A 17,080-nucleotide genomic window follows, 5' to 3' on the forward strand; every position below is an offset into this window, starting at 1 on the left:
TCCTCACTTCATTGCTTTATGTTGCGGGAAATCGCCTGTGGCGGTTTCTGCAAATCCGTCCTCTGTTCTCACGATGAAAAAGGCGGACAGCTTATGCTTCTCAGCCAGATTTATGCCCTGCTCCGGCCCAAGCACCATCAGCCCGGTGACGAGGGCATCAGCCATGGTGCAGGAGTCCTCCACCACGCTAACCGAAACAAGGTTGTGGCTGATGGGTTTACCAATGACCGGATCGATGATGTGGGAATAACGTTTCCCGTCCGCCTCAAAATAGTTGCGGTAATCACCGGAGGTAGCCATGGCCTTACCATTCAATTCAATAACGGCCTGTACGGAACGTCCCCCGGCAACCGGCTTTTCAACACCGATCAACCATGGAGCGTCACCCGGTTTAGTCCCGGCAGTCCTGATTTCACCTCCGATTTCAACCATAAAATCAGAGACTCCTTTATCCTTCAGCCAGCCGGATACGGCATCCACACAATAGCCCTTGGCAATGGCTGCCAAATCAATGGAAATCCCCTGTTTGAGCTTTCTTAGCGCGGGAGGATCAATGCGCACTTCTACGAAATCCGCACCAATTTCTGCCTGTGCATTTTTAATCTGCCCAGCAGTGGGAATTTTATTCGGCCTCTTTTCCGGTCCGAATCCCCAGAGATTAACCAATGGAGCCACAGTGATGTCAAAAGCTCCCCCGGTCAGCAGGCTAATGGTCTTGGCAGTCCTGACCACCCCGGCAAGTTCTTTTGAAACCGGAAACCAGTCTGCCCCATCATATTTATTAAAACGGGACAACTCGGAGTCTGGTTTAAACAAGGACATGACCACATTGACATCAGCCACCACCTGCTCCACACCCTGATGCATTTTTTGAGCATCAAGCCCATCCGGTAAACCGTAGGCAACTATCGAGTATGTCGTACCAATGGCTTTACCCTGTAATCTAACAGGAGCAGAATCATTGCCGCACCCGACTAAAATAAGCAGGGCCAACAGACACATAAATCCCCGGACCGGGCTTAAAGGCCCGGTCCGGACACGATTATCCACCGAAGTCATCATACATTATATTCTCTTTTTCCACACCCTGATCCATGAGCATTTTCTCCACAGCGGAAGCCATCATCGGCGGTCCGCACATGTAGAATTCGCAATCTTCGGGGGCAGGATGATCCTTGATGTAATTGTCATAAAGCACCTGATGAATGAACCCGGTGTACCCGGTCCAGTTATCCTCAGGCAGCGGATCAGACAGGGCCACATGCCAGGTAAAGTTCGGGCAATCCTCGGCCAGCTTGTCGAACTCTTCCACGTAAAACATTTCGCGCAGGCTTCGGGCACCGTACCAGTAGCTGACCTTGCGGTCAGTAGCCAGACGGCGCAGCTGATCGAAGATGTGCGAACGCATGGGAGCCATACCTGCACCACCACCGATGAAGATCATCTCGGCTTGGGTATCGCGGGCGAAGAACTCACCGTAAGGGCCGGAAATGGTGACCTTGTCGCCGGGTTTAAGACTGTAAATGAAAGAAGACATCTGTCCCGGAGGCGCCTCAGGCTCGAATGGAGGCGGCGGGCAAACACGGACGTTAAGCATGATAATGCCCTTTTCCTCAGGATAGTTGGCCATGGAATAAGCTCTTACAATAGGCTCTTTGACTACAGAGGTGTAGCGCCAGAGATCAAACTTGTCCCAGTCCTCCCGGAATTTGTCGCCCACTTCAAAATCCTTGTAGTGGACAGTATGCGCCGGGGCTTCGATCTGGATATATCCACCGGCCCGAAAATCAACACTCTCACCCGCAGGCAATTCAAGAGTAAGTTCCTTGATAAAGGTAGCCCGGGGGATGTTGGATTTGACCGTGCATTCCCATTTTTTGATATCAAAAATTTCAGCCGGAACCTCAATCTTCATGTCCTGTTTAACATTGACCTGACAAGCCAGACGCATGCCTTCGCGGGCTTCACGTTTGTTAATGAATGAGGTTTCCGTGGGCAGAATATCTCCACCGCCCTCATGAACGTGGCATTTGCACTGACCGCAGGAACCACCGCCCCCGCAGGCTGAAGGAACATAGATTTCCTTTTCCGCCAAAGCGCCGAGAAGTTTGGTGCCGGGACGAACCACAACAGTCTTTTCCGGATCACCGTTAATTTCAATGTTCACCTCTCCGCTGGGGACCAGCTTGGCCCGGGCCAGAAGGATGAACACGCACAGCGCTAGGACCACGCCGGTAAACATCACCACACCGAGTATTATTTCAACCATGGTTCTTCCCCATAGTTTAGCTGTTCATAGATCTGCAGGCGTTATTAACGCCTACCCCGCCTACATCTGAATCCCTGAAAAAGACAGGAATCCGAAGGACATGAGTCCAACCACAATAAATGTGATCCCCAGTCCTTCCAGTTCTTCAGGCACATCAGAATACTTCATCTTCTCGCGGATACCGGCCAGAAGCACGATAGCCAGAGCCCAGCCCACGCCGGAACCGAAACCGAAGGTCACGGATTCCACAAAGTTATAATCACGCTCAACCATAAACAGGGAAGCCCCGAGAATGGCGCAGTTAACCGTGATCAGCGGCAGGAAGATACCCAGCGCGTTGTAAAGCGAGGGAACGTATTTATCGAGAGCCATTTCCAGAATCTGGACGATAGCCGCGATAACACCGATGTAGGAGATCAGGCCCACAAAGGTCAGGTCGGTATTCCCGAACCCGGCCCATGCCAAGGCCCCTTCACGCAGGAAGTAGTTGTAGAGCAGGTTATTGACCGGGACGGTGATGGTCATGACCACAATAACGGCCACGCCAAGTCCCATGGATGTCTGGACCTTCTTGGACACCGCAAGATAGGTGCACATGCCTAAGAAGAAAGCCAGAGCAAGGTTTTCTATAAAGATCGATCTTACAAATATATTGATTAAGTTTTCCACTGCTTCCTCCTAGCGTTTGGCCTTGCGCTTTTCGTAGACGTTCACACCCCAGATAAGCAGGCCGATGATGAAGAAGGCACTGGGCGGCAGGAGCATCAAACCGTTAGGCTCGTACCAGCCGCCTGCAGACTCCAGTTTGAAGATGGTCAGCCCGAACAGCTTTCCGGAACCGAAAAGCTCGCGCAGGAAAGCCACCGCCAGCAGGACCAGGCCGTATCCCAGACCGTTACCTATACCGTCAGCCAGACTCATCTTGGGAGTGTTCTGCATGGCGAAAGCCTCAGCACGGCCCATGACGATGCAGTTGGTGATGATCAACCCGACAAAGACCGAGAGCTGCTTGCTGATTCCGTAGGCAAAGGCCTTGAGGAACTGGTCCACGATAATTACCAGCGTGGCAATAATGGTCATCATGACAATGATGCGAATGCTCGAAGGGATATGCTTACGGATGGAACTGACCGAAACGTTGGAGGCTGCGGTAACAAAGATAACCGCCAGACTCATGACAAAAGCGGTCTCAAGCTTGGTGGTAACCGCAAGGGCGGAGCAGATACCTAAGATCTGAACCGCGATAGGGTTGTCTTCCACCAGCGGCTTTAAGAGAACTTCTCTGAATTTAGCCATTCTGTTCGCCTCCTTCTGCTGCCAGACGCTTCAGGTAGGGACCGAAACCGCCCTTACCAAGCCAGTAGCGCACCAGATTTTCAACACCGTTGGCAGTCAAAGTGGCCCCGGCAATGCCGTCCACCTTGTACTGGGCCACCGGATCAGAGGGACTTACATTGCCCTTGATCACATCGATGACCGGTTCGTGCTTTTCGTTGTAGACTTTCTTGTCCACCCAGAGGATTTTCCAGTTAGGGTTGTCCACTTCGCCGCCCAGACCGGGAGTCTCGGCATGCTCATAGAAACCGAAGTTCTTGACTGTGTTGAAGTCCGGAGCAAGGGCTATAAAACCGTACATGGTCGACCATAATCCCTTACCGTGCAGAGGCAGGACCACGCGCTTCAATTTATCACCGTCTTTGAGCAGATAGACGCTGGCATATTTTGCCCGCTGCCCGATTCCGGCAAGATCGTTCTCGGAAGCAATGGCAATGCTAGAGCCCGGGTCTTTGGCAGCCTTGCGCTGGTCGTAAGCTGCGGCGTCCAGATCAACATATTTGCCGGTAGCCAGATCAACCACCTTGGGCACGATCTGTTTATAAAGTTCATCCACAGACTCATCTTCGTTGTAGATGCCTGCGGCTTTGAGAATATTTTCCTTACGTTCCTTGACCTTGTTGTCTTCCTGAATGGATTTCAATCCCACCGCAGCGGTGGACACCAGCAAAGAGCAGACAAGGCACAGGGAAAAGGCCACAGTGAATATTTTTTTAGTGGAATCGTTAGACACTGCGCACCATCCTTCGCTTGATGTTGGCCCGCATTACAAAGTTATCGATGAGCGGGGCAAACACATTACCGAAAAGAATCGCCAGCATTACGCCCTCCGGGTAGGCCGGGTTGACTGTACGGATCAGGATAATCATGACCCCGATAAGCGCACCGTAGTAGAACTGACCTTTAGGAGTCATGGACGATGACACCGGGTCGGTAGCCATGTAGACCATACCGAATGCGAGTCCACCCATGACCAGATGCCAGAGCGGGCTGACGGTCATCATGGGGTTGGTGGCGCTGCCCACTCCGTTAAAGATAATTGCGGTGGCAAAGGCTCCGGCAAGCAGAGAAACCATGATCCGCCACGAAGCTATTCCGGTTATTATCAGCACCGCCCCGCCGATGAGGCAGGCCAGTGTGGAAGTTTCACCCAGAGATCCCGGAATGGTGCCTATGAAGCAGTCCCACCATGAATACTTGGCGGTGACCGCGTTGATGCCGCCCTCGGAAGCAAGGGCCAGCGGGGTGGCTCCAGAGAAACCGTCCACCGGGACCCAGACATTGTTTCCTGAAATCTGGGCCGGATAGGCGAAGAAGAGAAAAGCGCGGGCCAGCAGAGCCGGGTTGAGGATGTTCTTCCCGGTTCCGCCAAATATTTCCTTGCCGATGACCACGCCGAAACTGGTAGCCAGTGCCACCTGCCAGAGCGGGATGTGCGGAGGAACGATGAGCGGAATCAGCGATCCGGTAACCAGAAAGCCTTCGTTGATCTCATGTTTGCGAATGACTGCGAAGAGTGTTTCCCAGAAACCACCGGCAATGTTGCAGACAATGTAGATGGGAAAGAAGTAAAGCGCGCCAAGCAGAATGTTGGCACCGAAGCACTCGGGATCAGCGGAAAGGCCCAATCCGGTCATAACCGACCAGCGCCAGCCTGTTCCTGCTTCAAGTCCCATAGAAGCCAGAGCCGCGTTGGCCTGATATCCGGTATTCCACATAGCCATATAAAAGCAGGGAATCAGTGCGAAGACCACGGTAATCATGACCCGTTTGAGATCAATAGCATCGCGCACATGCGGAGAACCGGAACTGGTCTCGGTGGGCGAATACAAAAAGGTGTCGATCATCTCATAAACGGGATAATACTTAGTGTACTTTCCGTCTCCGGTGACCGCACCGTGCATTTTATCAAGTAGTTTTCTCATATCCTTACCCTTCCTTCTCGATCTGAGTGAGGACTTCGCGCAGCATGAGCCCGAAATCGTTCTTGCCGCAGTCCACGAAGGACAGCAGGGCGAGGTCTTCCTCATCCAATTCGAGGCAGCCCAATGCCTGAGCTTCATCAGTATCCATCACCGCCATAGCCCGCACCAGATAGGTGGGCAGGATATCCAACGGCATAACCTGATCAAAAGCCCCGGTGGGGAAAATAGCCCTATGACTGCCGCCCAGCAGGGTGTTCAGTGCAAAACTTTTTTTCTTCCTGCTGAATGCTGCAGCAAACACGGATTTGACAGAGAATTTGTCCCGTCCCGGAGCCAGCCAGCCCATAAATTCCTGCTTGCCGCCCTCTTCCACAGCTGAGACCTGATTGTGGAAACGTCCGAGATAAGCGAGCGGTCCTTCGGCCTTCGTACCGGAAAGCACCGAACCGGAAATGGGCCGCACCGGGCCGGAAGCCAGTTCACCGGCTAAAAGATCATCAAGGCATGCACCCAAGCGGGTCTTGATAATCCGCGGACGGCTGACCATAGGACCGCCGAGAGCAACATAACGCTCGGTTGCGAGGCGTCCGCTGGTAAATAGCTTACCCACGGCAATCACATCCTGATAACCGATGTGCCAATTTGTTTTTTCCGGGCCGACCGGATCAATAAAATGAATGTGGGTACCGGGAAGTCCGGCAGGATGCGGTCCAGAGAACATATGCACACTGACGTCCTGAATAAGCGGAAGTGTTGCTCCGCCTGCAGCGCAGACATTGACAGCACCTTCACATAAACAAGTCAGCACGCGCAGACCGTCCAGCCATGCATCCGACTCTTTCCAAAGGAGGGGGATAGGGTCAGCAGCAAGAGGATTGGTATCCATTGCTGTGACAAAGATAGAACGGGGTTGTGAGTCCGGGGCCGGAGTCTTGCTGAATGGTCGCGTTCGAAACGCGGTCCACATCCCCGACGTCACGAGATTCTCGACAACCGCATCCCGGGCGAGAGAGGTTAGGTTATCTGAATCATATGCCGGGAACTCCACTTCACCGGCCGTTTCATCGAGTTCAATGACCACAGACTGTAAAGCCCTGCGCTCACCGCGGTTAACAGCAATGACCTTGCCGGCTCCCGGAGCGGTAAAGACGACTCCGTCGATCTTTTTATCGGTAAAAATCGGCTGGCCCAACTTAACCATATCTCCCTCCGCAACGGCCATGGTCGGCTTCATACCGACATAGTCGCCACCGAGAACGGCCACGCTTCCCGGATATTTTTCTTCGATAATATCCATTGCGGGCTCACCTGAGATAGGGACATCGAGTCCTTTTTTGAGCTTAATCATGGAGAATACACCTTGTCCTTAAAAGGTTAACGGACTTAAAAACGGGTGCAACAATACAATTCGCCACAGCGCACGCGCCAAGACGTCTCCTTAATTGGGTGGGATATGGAATGAATCTAAACTTTCCGCTGCGTTCCGAATATGAGATTCGGAAGGTGTGGGGTAATACGCGCGGATGTTTTTTGCGTTGGACTTATTTCCTATCTAGAACAAGACAAAAGGTCAACCGGTTGTCATTTTTTTCTCTCTTCGTTCGTATATTTAACCGTATTCATCTTAAATCACTGGGTATAAAGTCTTTTAGACATAACCAGAAAGGTGGGTAAAATACAAAAGCCGCTAAATAATGCTACAAGCTCGAATGCATCGGCCATGCCCCCTGCTTCTGCAGCAAATCCGGCCAGCGCAGGGCCGAGGATAAATCCCAAATTGGAAACTCCCAAAAATACTCCCATAACCCTTCCCCTGCCCATATCAGCAGCCAAAGACATGGAAGCAGGAAGCGATATGGATGATCCGAATCCCATCCCGGCAACCAGCAGGACGAACCACCAAAGAGAATCAGCCTGTCCATAACCGAACAGACAGGCAGCGCAAATTCCCATGCCCAGAAAAGTCAGTCCGGCACGGTCACGCAGGTCAGCCCACTTTCCGGTAACAGGCATCAGCGCGATAAGAATCAAGCTGGGCAGGGCGAAAAGAAACCCCGCACTAATTCCATCCAATCCGAAATGCTCATTTATCATCCGGGGCAGAAAAGTAATTACAACGGAAGCACCGGCAGTGCGGCCCAGAACAGCCAACAGCAAAGCCGGGAAAAAAGGATTACGCCAGGGCAACCCCTTGTCCTCCCTCCTTTTCCGGGCTGCTGGGAATAAGCTTTCGGTACGCCCCCGGAAGAAAAAAAGAAAAGACAATCCCATACCTACAGCAGGCCAAATGAGACTCAACTCTCCCATCTTTTCCTGAATGCCGATAGTGTACCCGCCGGCCAGAGGGCCAAGCACAAGAGCGCTGTACATGTAGGTATTGTAAACGCCGAACAAACGCCCGCGGCTACTTTCAGGGGCACAATCGCCAAGCAGGGACAGACTAACGGGTTTGATTATACCGGAACAGAACCCAAGACAGATCTGGATAATGCCGAGGGTCTCCATAGTGGGATAAAAATAATAAAGAAATGGAACTACTCCCCCAATTCCCGTAGCGGTAACCAGCAGAGGGCGGGCACCTAAAGAATCCGCAGCATATCCCGCCACAGGAGCTAAGACCAGACGAGCGAAAAAATAACCAGAAAAAGCGAGCCCCAACCACGATGCAGACATTCCCGAAGACTGGGCACTCAAAGACATAGCGAACGTAAAGGCTCCAACTCCGAAAGTTGAAAAGAATGCTGCAACCAATACGCCAGCAGCTGCGCTTTTTTTATCCGCAAAACATTCGCCCAGAGCAGCCCTTCCGAATATAGCTGTAAGATTTCTTCCTGATAATCGCAAAGTTAGCATACGCTAATTGAGCCAGTATTTTTGATTTAAAGCCAGCAATTTTTATGATATGCAATTGAAAATCAATCTCGGACAATCTTTATTCCAGATTAAAAGAGAGGTTCTAGCTTACTGTAATCATGAATAAATATGTCAGGAGAAATCAGCATTTTTTTAATTGCTTTTTCCGGTGTCACTTTGACTCACTAAGCTAAAAAAAGTGTGTTAATAATTCATTTACCCTCGTCAGCAGCCTGAAATACAGGGCCGGGGGCAATTTTGAAAACCTGAAAGTATGGCCTGATCCGTACGCCAGCTACACTCAGGTAGCAATAAGGAACCAGTTTCAATTAAGCATTAAAACGGTAAAATATTGATTTTAAAACCAAATAATTTTGGTTCATATTTTGCTGTAATGTTACAATCCTGCGTTGGGTGGGGTGCATTATAAAGACACTGTGGGGGTGTCTTCCTGATAATTACAAAACAATTGGAGATAGAGTATAAGCTGTTTCAGTCAACCAACAATCTATATTCCCTGCCCAAACCGACAGGGTTCATAATGAAGTAAAAGTCTAATTGAGGACTGCTGTATAAAGGCCTAAACCTACTCACAGCAATATACCCACCCATGGGATGGCATCCACCTGTTTTTAAAACAGGTGCCTACAATTTCATTCTCTTTTGAAAACAACTGATGGAATTGATCCCGATAGACTTTGATAGACAAAATTAAAAATACAGCCGGGGCCTATGCTTACGTTAAAATAAGCAGGGTTCCGGCTTTTTTCATACCGCTACAGCCCTCCTCTGACGGAATTGAACCAGACAGCCTACTGGTTACGAATTGTCTGGCGGAAAATATTTTTAAAAGTAATTCGCTCCATCTCCATATGCAAGTACAGTCACGTGAACGCACTCACCGTGGATAAAGATTCTTCCAAGCTAGCGCAGGTAACAGCCTTATCAGGAATGAATGATCGCTCCAACTTGGGTAGATCTAATACCTAAGGGATGACAATATTCATCTATAAAGCGGCAGAGAAATCACCGCAACAGTGCCGCCCTCGGGGGGGGATGAAAATTCAAGTTTGCCGTTATTCATTTTGATGATGTTTGAAGAGATGGAAAGCCCAAGCCCGGTTCCGCCACTGTCACGTTTAGTGGTAAAAAAAGGATCTTCAATATGGCGCAGGTTTTCTTCGGGGATGCCATGACCGTTGTCTTTTACAATAATCATGGCCTGCGCTTTCTGATTTTCATCCAGCCTCGTATTGACAGAGACAGCTAAATAACTGTCCTCCTCGGACATTGCCTCACAGCTGTTTACAATGAGATTCATGAGCACCTGAATAAGCCGTTGCGGATTCCCCTCCACCACCGGACTCTTTTCAGGTAGTGTAAGTTCGAAATGACGAACGGATTTTTTGATCTTATGGCGCACAAAAGTCAAAGCTCCGCGCACGACGTTATTAAGTTCCAAAAACTCTCGGACATCTTCACTGCCCTGCCTTGAATAGTCCTTAAGTTGAGAAACTATGTCCTTAATACGTCCCGCTCCTTCAATCATTTCACCAAGCAGGTAGGGAAACTGCTCGCGCAATTCAGAATATTCCAATCCGCCAAGAACAAAATCACCATGTTCATCGCTATATTCGTCAAGGATCTCCTGTGCATCGTTCCACACATCGCGCAATGTGGGAAGATTCAAAGTCAGATAGCTGTTGGGATTGTTAATTTCATGAGCCACCCCGGCCACAAGAACGCCAAGCGATGCCATTTTCTCAGCCTGTACCATCTGCTGGCGACGGCGGTCATTTTCCTTTCGTGTTGAAATATCGGTGAGCTTACCTTCCACGTAAAGAGTATGCCCGTCCTCGTCCCTTTCGCAACGGGCATTGAATTCAACCCAGATGGATGTGCCGTCCTTACGAAACATGCGGGTCTCGAAGTCTTTGACCACCTCCTGATCACGCAGGATAGCCATGACCGTATCTCGTTCAACCGGATCGCAATAAAGTTGTGTACTGATGTCGGTAATAGACTCCATAAGTTCTTCCGGGCTGTTGTAGCCCAGAATGCGCGCCATCTCTTGGTTGGCCTCTATGAATCTTCCCTTTGCCGTGGAGCGGAAAATGCCCTCAAGCGCTTTATCAAAGATTGCCCGATACTTACGGCCCTCCTCTTCAATCTCACTCCATTCGGTAATGTCATGTGCACTAACTGATCCGGCAACGATCAGCCCATTTTCAAAGACTGGGACATAGGTATTTTCATAGAAGCGGGTATCTCCTTTGCGACGCTTGTATTCCCTTTTCAAAATGTACGACTCACCGCTTAAAACGCGATCAAAATGCCCCCTTGCGGATTCGCGATCCTGATCGCTTGAAAATATATCCAGAATATTCATTCCGGGCCGGATAATCACACCCCAGTTATGCCTGATGAATTCAAAATGGGCCTGATTATAGGCTATGTAGCGATAGTCCGGGTCAAAAGAAAACTGCATCAAATTGCGGGGAGCATCAATTAGTGCCCGCAATTGTTTGATCTCGTTGCGCAAACGGTTGTTCTGTTCCGCAAGAACGCTGATTCGTTTGTTTAATCTCTTTGTTTCAAAACCCATGCTGAATCCGTCAGTTGTCGCTGTTATCCCGCTTCATATTGTTGAGTCTCTTGTTCAAAGCCTGCCGAGATATCCCCAGACTCCGGGCCGCAGCCACCTGATTGTTATCCGCACGATGCATGGCCTCCAAGGTCAGTTCTTCACATACTTCCTTCAGGGTCGGAAGCTCTGCACCGAAGGCCACCTTTTGTCCGCCCGAAACAACAGATTCTGTTTCCAAATATACCGGTGCAACCTTTCCTATATGATTCTGCAACCGCTCACTGTTCAGGGCTGTACCATCGGTACAACTGACTGCATCCATAATCAGGAATTGAAGTTCACGCACATTTCCGGGAAAATCGTAGCCCATTAATAGATTGTTGAGTTCACTGGGAACTTCAGGCTTGGCCCGGCTCTCATTTTCACAGGCCAGCGTCAGGAAATAATCCACCAGCAGGGGCAGATCTTCCTTACGATCACGCAATGGCGGTATGTGCACGTGATGGGCCTTGAGTCGGTAATAAAGATCACTGCGGAACTTACCGCTTTTATTCAGTTCTTCAGGGTCGATATTGGTGGCGGCAATAATCCGGGCATCTGTCTTACGGGTCAGGTCCGAGCCGATAGCCATGTATTCGCGTTCCTGAACCAACCGCAGCAGTTTTAACTGCGAACCATGAGCCAGATCCCCTATTTCATCAAGAAAAAGGGTTCCCCCGGCGGCATTGACAACCAGCCCCGGGCGGGCCTTATCAGCTCCGGTAAAGGCACCCTTCTTGTGCCCAAAAAGGGTGTCCGCAAAAATATTGTCATCAAGTCCGGCCACGTTGACCGGAACAAACTCACCGGACCGCCCGCTGGCTCGATGAATGGCTCCGGCAATGAGTTCCTTGCCAACTCCCGATTCCCCGGTAATCAGCACTGGTTGGGATGATTCGGCAATGGCTTCGATATATTGAAAGATGGAGCGCATAGCCGAATTTGCAGTGATGATATTCTCAAAATTCTCAGGATGTTCGAGCCGGTCATCAAAGAAACGGGAACGCAGGGTGGTGTTTTCCCGCTTAAGTTCGCGGATCTGGATGGCGTGCCGGATACCGGAGACCAGCGAGCTTTTATCATAAGTTTTGACAAAGAAATCAAAGGCCCCCAGCTTTACACACTGCACCGCTGTTTCCACCTGACTCATGCCGGTGATGACCAGAATGGGGATGTCAGCATGTTTTGAGGTTACCAGCCGGATCAAATCTTCACCGCTGACATGGGGCATGGCAAGATCAGCGGCAATGACTTCCACCTCAGTGTTCTGGAGGATGGACTCTACTTCGCGGCTGTCATTACAGCACAAAATATTGTTTATGCCCGCAGACTTGAGGGCAAGAGAAAAGGAGCGGGTCCATGTTTCCTCATCATCAACAAGGAGCACTGGATTCTTGGGGAATGCGGTTTTGTTCATACTGCGACTTCACCAGCTGTTTTCCGGTTAAAAGCAATGACCGAAATTTTTAAATTTCAGGATTTGTCAGACCAGCCGAGAAACAGAGGAGTTCAAGTAAACTGTTTCCCGACCGGCCCGACAAAAGGTTGCTACAATTTTATCGGAAGTTACTCGTAAGTTCGCTCATCCACAAGGGGGGCGGAACCATCTTTGATGGCATCCTTGTCTGCGAGGATTTCCATGACCGGACGCAGCTTGATCTTGTCTTGAAAAGCGGGAATGAAAGTTTTCTCATCCAATTCCCCATCCAGAACCATCTTGAGAGTCAACTTATCCTTGCCGCCTTCATTGCTGACCACAATCTGGTGCTTGGCAATGGCCGGAAATTCCCGGACAACCTCGGCAACCTGTGACGGATACACAAACTGCCCTTTGACCTTTGCGGTATCATCAGCGCGGCCGAGAATCCCTGCCAGCTTCGGCGCGGTACGTCCGCACGCACAAGGCTCATCCACCATGCGTGAAAGGTCTCCGGTAGCAAATCTGACCAGCGGATAAGAAAGAGTGTACGGGGTGACAACCACTTCACCGATTTCGCCCATAGGCAGCGGTTCCCCGGTATTGGGATCGCAGATTTCAACATAACAGCGACTGGAAATATGCATGCCTCCCAACTCAAGGCATTCGTAGGATATACAACCCAGATCAGCGGTTCCGTATCCCTGACGGACTTTCATACCGAAGGCTTCCTCCACTTCGCTACGCAGGGATTCGGGCAGTATTTCCGCAGCCACAAAAGCCACATCCAGATTAAAATCCTTCTTCAGATCAAGGCCATCGGCCTGAGCTTTTTCGGCAATAACCTTCAGATAGCTGGTCATGCCCACAAATCCGGTTACAGGCAGGCTGGTCATCAGTTCCATCTGCACCGGGGTATTGCCCGGACCGGCAGGAATCACCCCGCAACCGATTTCACGCAAGGGTTGCTCAAGCATCAGCCCTGCCGGAGTCAGATGGTAGCTGAAAGTCATCTGCACCAGATCACCTTCGCGGAACCCGGCGGCATAAAACCCTTCTGTCCAACCCCAATAATCAGCTTCTCGTCCTTCGGGATCAAAGATAGGCCCCGGAGACTGGTATATTCTGCTCAGTTCACCGGGCTTGGCTGTAAGCAGCCAGTCGAGACCTTTCTCCTGCTGCAAGGAAATCAGATCTTTTTTGCGCAGGACCGGAATTTTACTGAAGGATTCAAGGTCGGTAATATCAGCTGCAGAAATCCCAGCCGCATCCATGCGCGATTTAAATTCACTGGAAGACTCTGCCCCCTTCTCAATCACAGCACGAAGTTTGGTCAGCTGCCTTTCTGCACGAGCTTCAGGAGTATCTTTTTCATAATCATTAAAAAGTCCGTTCGATCTATCCATATCTGATCACCTCATATCTAAAAATATCAAAATAAATTTTGTTACCCCAACCAGCGTTTACGGCGGCGGTAGTGTTTTACGTCACGGTAGCTTCGCTTTTCCCCGCCATGCGAGAGGCCGAGATAGAATTCCTGTACATCCGGATTATGAAGCAGTTCCGCGCCCTTGCCGTCCATGACAATACGTCCATTTTCCATGATGTATCCATAATCCGCCAAAGACAGGGCCATGCGGGCATTCTGTTCGACCAACAACACGGTTACCCCTTCCTGCTTGTTGATCTTCTTGACGATATCAAAGATTTCTTCCACCAACAGCGGCGCAAGGCCCAGTGACGGTTCATCGAGCAAAAGCAGCTTCGGGTTGGCCATAACCGCACGGCCGATGGCCAGCATCTGTTGCTCACCGCCGGACATATAGCCCGCCAACTGAGAACGACGCTCTTTTAGCCTTGGAAAGTATGTGTACACCTTTTCAAGGTTCTTGGAAAAAGACTTGCTCGGTTGGGTATACGCTCCGCAGCGCAGATTTTCTTCCACGTTGAGATCTTCAAAAATTCTACGGCCTTCCATGACCTGAAATATACCTTTACGAACCATCTTTTCCGGACTCTGGATGTTTACCGGTTTGTCGTTGTAAAGAATGGTACCGGAAGTGGCTTTACCATCTTCGCCCTCCAGCAAACCGGAAATGGCTTTGAGGGTTGTGGATTTCCCGGCACCGTTTGCGCCCAGCAAGGTGGTGATGGACCCTTTCTCCACATTAAGGCTCAAACCTTTGAGCACAAGCACCACATCGTTGTAAACGACTTCGAGGTTTTGAACGTTCAGCAGACTCATAAATCAATCCTTTTAGAGTGAATAGATGCCTTCGGCGAGCCTACCGGCGGTCCCTCCGGGAGCTTAAACCCTTTTGCAAAAGGGTTTAAGAATCCCAAAACCTTTCAGTAGGCTTCGCTATCTGAAGTGTCGAATTGTAGAAACCTATTTACCCAGCCACTTGGCGTCGCGGGGCAAAGCCACTGTTTCGACGAATTCGAGCTTACCGTCTTTAACAGTACATACGTTAATAGCCATGCTCGGGCGATGATCATCCGGGAAGTAACTGATCGCCGGAGCCAGTCCCATGGGATCGTAATCACGCATGGTTTCCAGTGCTTCCTTGATGGATTTACCCGTAACCTTGCCGTTAGCGGCGGCCTTCTTCATGCCTTCCACCATCACCAGTGTGGAGACGAAACCGCGCAGGTAATGGGTCATCCGGGGCTGGCCCTTGGTCTGCTTCACAATAACTTCCATGCCCGGAACATCCTGTCCGTAAACCGCCGCGGCCTGCATGCCAAAATTGCCTTCGCAAGCGGTTCCGGCCATCTTGGCGAGGTTTTCATCATTACCCCAGATGTTGACCAGAAATTTGCCGTTAAAACCAAGCTTCTTGGCGTCTTTCATCAGCACTGCGGTGGAAGGAGTGGTGCCACCAACCCAGACGAAATCGGGATTTTGCTTTTTGAGTGCCAGCAGCTGCGGAGTGGCATCCATGGCTTTCAGGCCAAGAACTTCGTCGCCGGTGATCTCAAAGCCGATCTCTTTTGCGTATTCCTTCATGGCCTTAAGGGGCACGAGACCATAAGGCTTGTCCGGGTATACAAAAGCCAGTTTCGGGGCACGGACTTCCTTCCAGTTGTCTTTAATGTATTTCAGTCCGGCGCGGCCCTGAGTTGAGTAATCGGGCGCGATGGTAAAGTTGTAAGGAGCCTTTTTCGGGTCCATAAAATGGGCGGAATAGGAAGCGGAAAATACGGGGATACGGTCACGGGAAACAAAGCGCACCAACGCTTCAGTGTCACCAGTTCCCCAGCCCTGAAGAGCTACGATGCCCTGAGATTTAAACCGCTTGTATGCGGCAAGGGCCTGCTGAACATTGTAGGCGTAATCCACCTGAATAAGCTTAATGTCTTCTCCGTTAACACCGCCGTTGGCATTGACGTAAGCAATGCAGTCCGTAACGCCCTGAGCATAAGGAACGCCTACACTCGAAGTCGGGCCGGTAAGATCGGACAGTACGCCGACTTTCAGGGTCGCAAAGGCTGTTGAACCTATCAGCAGAGTTGCCATGAGGACCGTTATGGTCAAAATTCTCTTAATCATTGTTCTCTCTCCTCTAAGAATGACGGATTATTTTAAAGTGCTGCCTGCACGTTTTGTTTAATAAGCGAATGGATACAGTTTCCAGTAGGACTTGATCAGCTTCCACTTACGCACCAGCCCTTCCGGTTCAAAGATCAGGAACAGCACCAGGGTCAGCCCGAAGACACCTTCCTTGAGCGGTGCTGCCATGGCACTTGCTTCCGGTGCAATGCTTGCCAGCATAGTGGTGGCGGTATTGAGCACTTCGGGAAGCAGGGTAATGAATATTGCCCCGAAGATGGAACCGAGCACCGAGCCCATGCCGCCGATAATGATCATGGCCAGATAGCTGATGGACAGGCCGATGGAGAACTGCTCCGGGGTGATGTACATGGTGTAATAGGCCCAAAGCCCCCCGGCGATACCGGCCATAAACGAGCTGGTGGCAAAAGCCTGCAACTTGTATCGAAACAGGTTCACGCCGACATTTTCCGCTGACTGGTAGAAATCGCGGATAGCGACAAAGGCACGCCCGGAGCGGGAACGCACAATATTTGATACGCCGAGCACACACAGGGTGGTGATAGCAAAGATAAGGTAAAACATCTTCTCATCGGTATCGAACATGAAGCCGAAGATTTCCGGGGAATCAACAGGCATGCCGTTGGCTCCCCCGGTGAAAGAAGTCCAGTGCAGGAACACGTATTCAAGGATCAGCTGCGCGGCGAGGGTCGAGATGGCAAGATAGATACCCTTCAGCCGCAGCGACGGAATACCGAAAATCATCCCGGCAACAGCAGCCATGGCCCCGCCCCCGAGCAGGCAAAGCAGGAATGGAAATCCCTTGGAAGCCAAAACGGCACAGCCGTAGGCCCCTACTCCCACAAAGGCTCCATGGCCCAGTGACATCTGCCCGCAGACCCCGGTAAGCAGGTTCAGGGACACTGCGCCGATAACCGCGATCATGATCAGGTTCATTACCGATATGTAATAGAAATCCAGCACGTAGGGTGCAGCCAGCATGGCCGCCATGAACAGACCGAGACACGTTTTCTGGAACGTGGACGGAAAAAGCTGGTCTTCACTATTGTATGTTGTAAAAAACAGTCCGCATTTCTGCATG

General features: G+C 50.7%; 14 protein-coding genes. All 14 read right to left on the reverse strand.

What is annotated here, in order from left to right; translation table 11 throughout:
• Window positions 1-3: 3 nt before the first annotated feature.
• A complete protein-coding gene (locus ACO05Z_RS10430; protein WP_421902125.1) occupies window positions 4-1,062 on the reverse strand; it encodes an FAD:protein FMN transferase in 1,059 nt (352 codons plus the stop codon).
• Window positions 1,043-2,269, reverse strand: coding sequence for an NADH:ubiquinone reductase (Na(+)-transporting) subunit F (gene nqrF, locus ACO05Z_RS10435; protein WP_421902126.1), 1,227 nt, complete (start codon window positions 2,267-2,269; stop codon window positions 1,043-1,045). Before nqrF ends, ACO05Z_RS10430 begins: the two co-directional genes overlap by 20 nt.
• Window positions 2,270-2,329: 60 nt before the next feature.
• Window positions 2,330-2,938: an NADH:ubiquinone reductase (Na(+)-transporting) subunit E gene (nqrE, locus tag ACO05Z_RS10440; RefSeq protein ID WP_419781156.1), complete on the reverse strand. Its 609-nt coding sequence runs from the start codon at window positions 2,936-2,938 to the stop codon at window positions 2,330-2,332.
• 9 nt (window positions 2,939-2,947) lie between these two features.
• Window positions 2,948-3,565: an NADH:ubiquinone reductase (Na(+)-transporting) subunit D gene (locus ACO05Z_RS10445; protein ID WP_421902127.1), complete on the reverse strand. Its 618-nt coding sequence runs from the start codon at window positions 3,563-3,565 to the stop codon at window positions 2,948-2,950.
• Window positions 3,558-4,337: a Na(+)-translocating NADH-quinone reductase subunit C gene (locus ACO05Z_RS10450; protein ID WP_421902128.1), complete on the reverse strand. Its 780-nt coding sequence runs from the start codon at window positions 4,335-4,337 to the stop codon at window positions 3,558-3,560. Before ACO05Z_RS10450 ends, ACO05Z_RS10445 begins: the two co-directional genes overlap by 8 nt.
• Complete coding sequence (locus ACO05Z_RS10455) at window positions 4,330-5,529, reverse strand: NADH:ubiquinone reductase (Na(+)-transporting) subunit B (RefSeq protein ID WP_421902129.1); 1,200 nt, start codon at window positions 5,527-5,529, stop codon at window positions 4,330-4,332. The genes ACO05Z_RS10450 and ACO05Z_RS10455 overlap by 8 nt, the downstream gene beginning before the upstream one ends.
• A gap of 4 nt (window positions 5,530-5,533) precedes the next feature.
• Complete coding sequence (locus tag ACO05Z_RS10460; protein WP_421902130.1) at window positions 5,534-6,877, reverse strand: Na(+)-translocating NADH-quinone reductase subunit A; 1,344 nt, start codon at window positions 6,875-6,877, stop codon at window positions 5,534-5,536.
• Between the two features lie 281 nt (window positions 6,878-7,158).
• The gene (locus tag ACO05Z_RS10465; RefSeq protein ID WP_421902131.1) at window positions 7,159-8,382 is read right to left on the reverse strand and encodes an MFS transporter; all 1,224 of its coding nucleotides are present in this window, start codon (window positions 8,380-8,382) and stop codon (window positions 7,159-7,161) included.
• A 1,003-nt stretch (window positions 8,383-9,385) separates the two neighbouring features.
• Window positions 9,386-10,987, reverse strand: coding sequence for a PAS domain-containing sensor histidine kinase (locus ACO05Z_RS10470; protein WP_421902132.1), 1,602 nt, complete (start codon window positions 10,985-10,987; stop codon window positions 9,386-9,388).
• A 10-nt stretch (window positions 10,988-10,997) separates the two neighbouring features.
• Window positions 10,998-12,425 carry a sigma-54-dependent transcriptional regulator gene (locus ACO05Z_RS10475; RefSeq protein ID WP_421902133.1) on the reverse strand — a complete coding sequence of 476 codons (1,428 nt, stop codon included), beginning with the start codon at window positions 12,423-12,425 and terminating at the stop codon, window positions 10,998-11,000.
• 149 nt (window positions 12,426-12,574) lie between these two features.
• Window positions 12,575-13,831, reverse strand: coding sequence for a phenylacetate--CoA ligase family protein (locus ACO05Z_RS10480; protein WP_421902134.1), 1,257 nt, complete (start codon window positions 13,829-13,831; stop codon window positions 12,575-12,577).
• Window positions 13,832-13,872: 41 nt separating this feature from the next.
• Entirely contained in the window at window positions 13,873-14,670 is a 798-nt protein-coding gene (locus tag ACO05Z_RS10485; protein ID WP_421902135.1) for an ABC transporter ATP-binding protein, read from the reverse strand.
• 144 nt (window positions 14,671-14,814) lie between these two features.
• On the reverse strand, window positions 14,815-15,978 hold the full coding sequence (locus ACO05Z_RS10490) for an ABC transporter substrate-binding protein (RefSeq protein ID WP_421902136.1): 1,164 nt from the start codon (window positions 15,976-15,978) through the stop codon (window positions 14,815-14,817).
• A gap of 57 nt (window positions 15,979-16,035) precedes the next feature.
• Window positions 16,036-17,079, reverse strand: coding sequence for a branched-chain amino acid ABC transporter permease (locus tag ACO05Z_RS10495; RefSeq protein WP_421902137.1), 1,044 nt, complete (start codon window positions 17,077-17,079; stop codon window positions 16,036-16,038).
• Window position 17,080: the final 1 nt, after the last annotated feature.

Origin of the sequence: Maridesulfovibrio sp. (assembly GCF_965230075.1) — a bacterium.
Taxonomy (GTDB): Bacteria; Desulfobacterota; Desulfovibrionia; order Desulfovibrionales; family Desulfovibrionaceae; genus Maridesulfovibrio.

Bases quoted from the DNA above. Each gene is read 5' to 3' on its own strand.
- ACO05Z_RS10490 (WP_421902136.1), bottom strand. From the start codon at position 15,978: ATGATTAAGAGAATTTTGACCATAACGGTCCTCATGGCAACTCTGCTG.
- ACO05Z_RS10495 (WP_421902137.1), bottom strand. From the start codon at position 17,079: ATGCAGAAATGCGGACTGTTTTTTACAACATACAATAGTGAAGACCAG.
- ACO05Z_RS10445 (WP_421902127.1), bottom strand. From the start codon at position 3,565: ATGGCTAAATTCAGAGAAGTTCTCTTAAAGCCGCTGGTGGAAGACAAC.
- nqrF (WP_421902126.1), bottom strand. From the start codon at position 2,269: ATGGTTGAAATAATACTCGGTGTGGTGATGTTTACCGGCGTGGTCCTA.
- ACO05Z_RS10475 (WP_421902133.1), bottom strand. From the start codon at position 12,425: ATGAACAAAACCGCATTCCCCAAGAATCCAGTGCTCCTTGTTGATGAT.
- ACO05Z_RS10485 (WP_421902135.1), bottom strand. From the start codon at position 14,670: ATGAGTCTGCTGAACGTTCAAAACCTCGAAGTCGTTTACAACGATGTG.
- ACO05Z_RS10430 (WP_421902125.1), bottom strand. From the start codon at position 1,062: ATGATGACTTCGGTGGATAATCGTGTCCGGACCGGGCCTTTAAGCCCG.
- ACO05Z_RS10470 (WP_421902132.1), bottom strand. From the start codon at position 10,987: ATGGGTTTTGAAACAAAGAGATTAAACAAACGAATCAGCGTTCTTGCG.
- ACO05Z_RS10455 (WP_421902129.1), bottom strand. From the start codon at position 5,529: ATGAGAAAACTACTTGATAAAATGCACGGTGCGGTCACCGGAGACGGA.
- ACO05Z_RS10460 (WP_421902130.1), bottom strand. From the start codon at position 6,877: ATGATTAAGCTCAAAAAAGGACTCGATGTCCCTATCTCAGGTGAGCCC.
- ACO05Z_RS10465 (WP_421902131.1), bottom strand. From the start codon at position 8,382: ATGCTAACTTTGCGATTATCAGGAAGAAATCTTACAGCTATATTCGGA.
- ACO05Z_RS10480 (WP_421902134.1), bottom strand. From the start codon at position 13,831: ATGGATAGATCGAACGGACTTTTTAATGATTATGAAAAAGATACTCCT.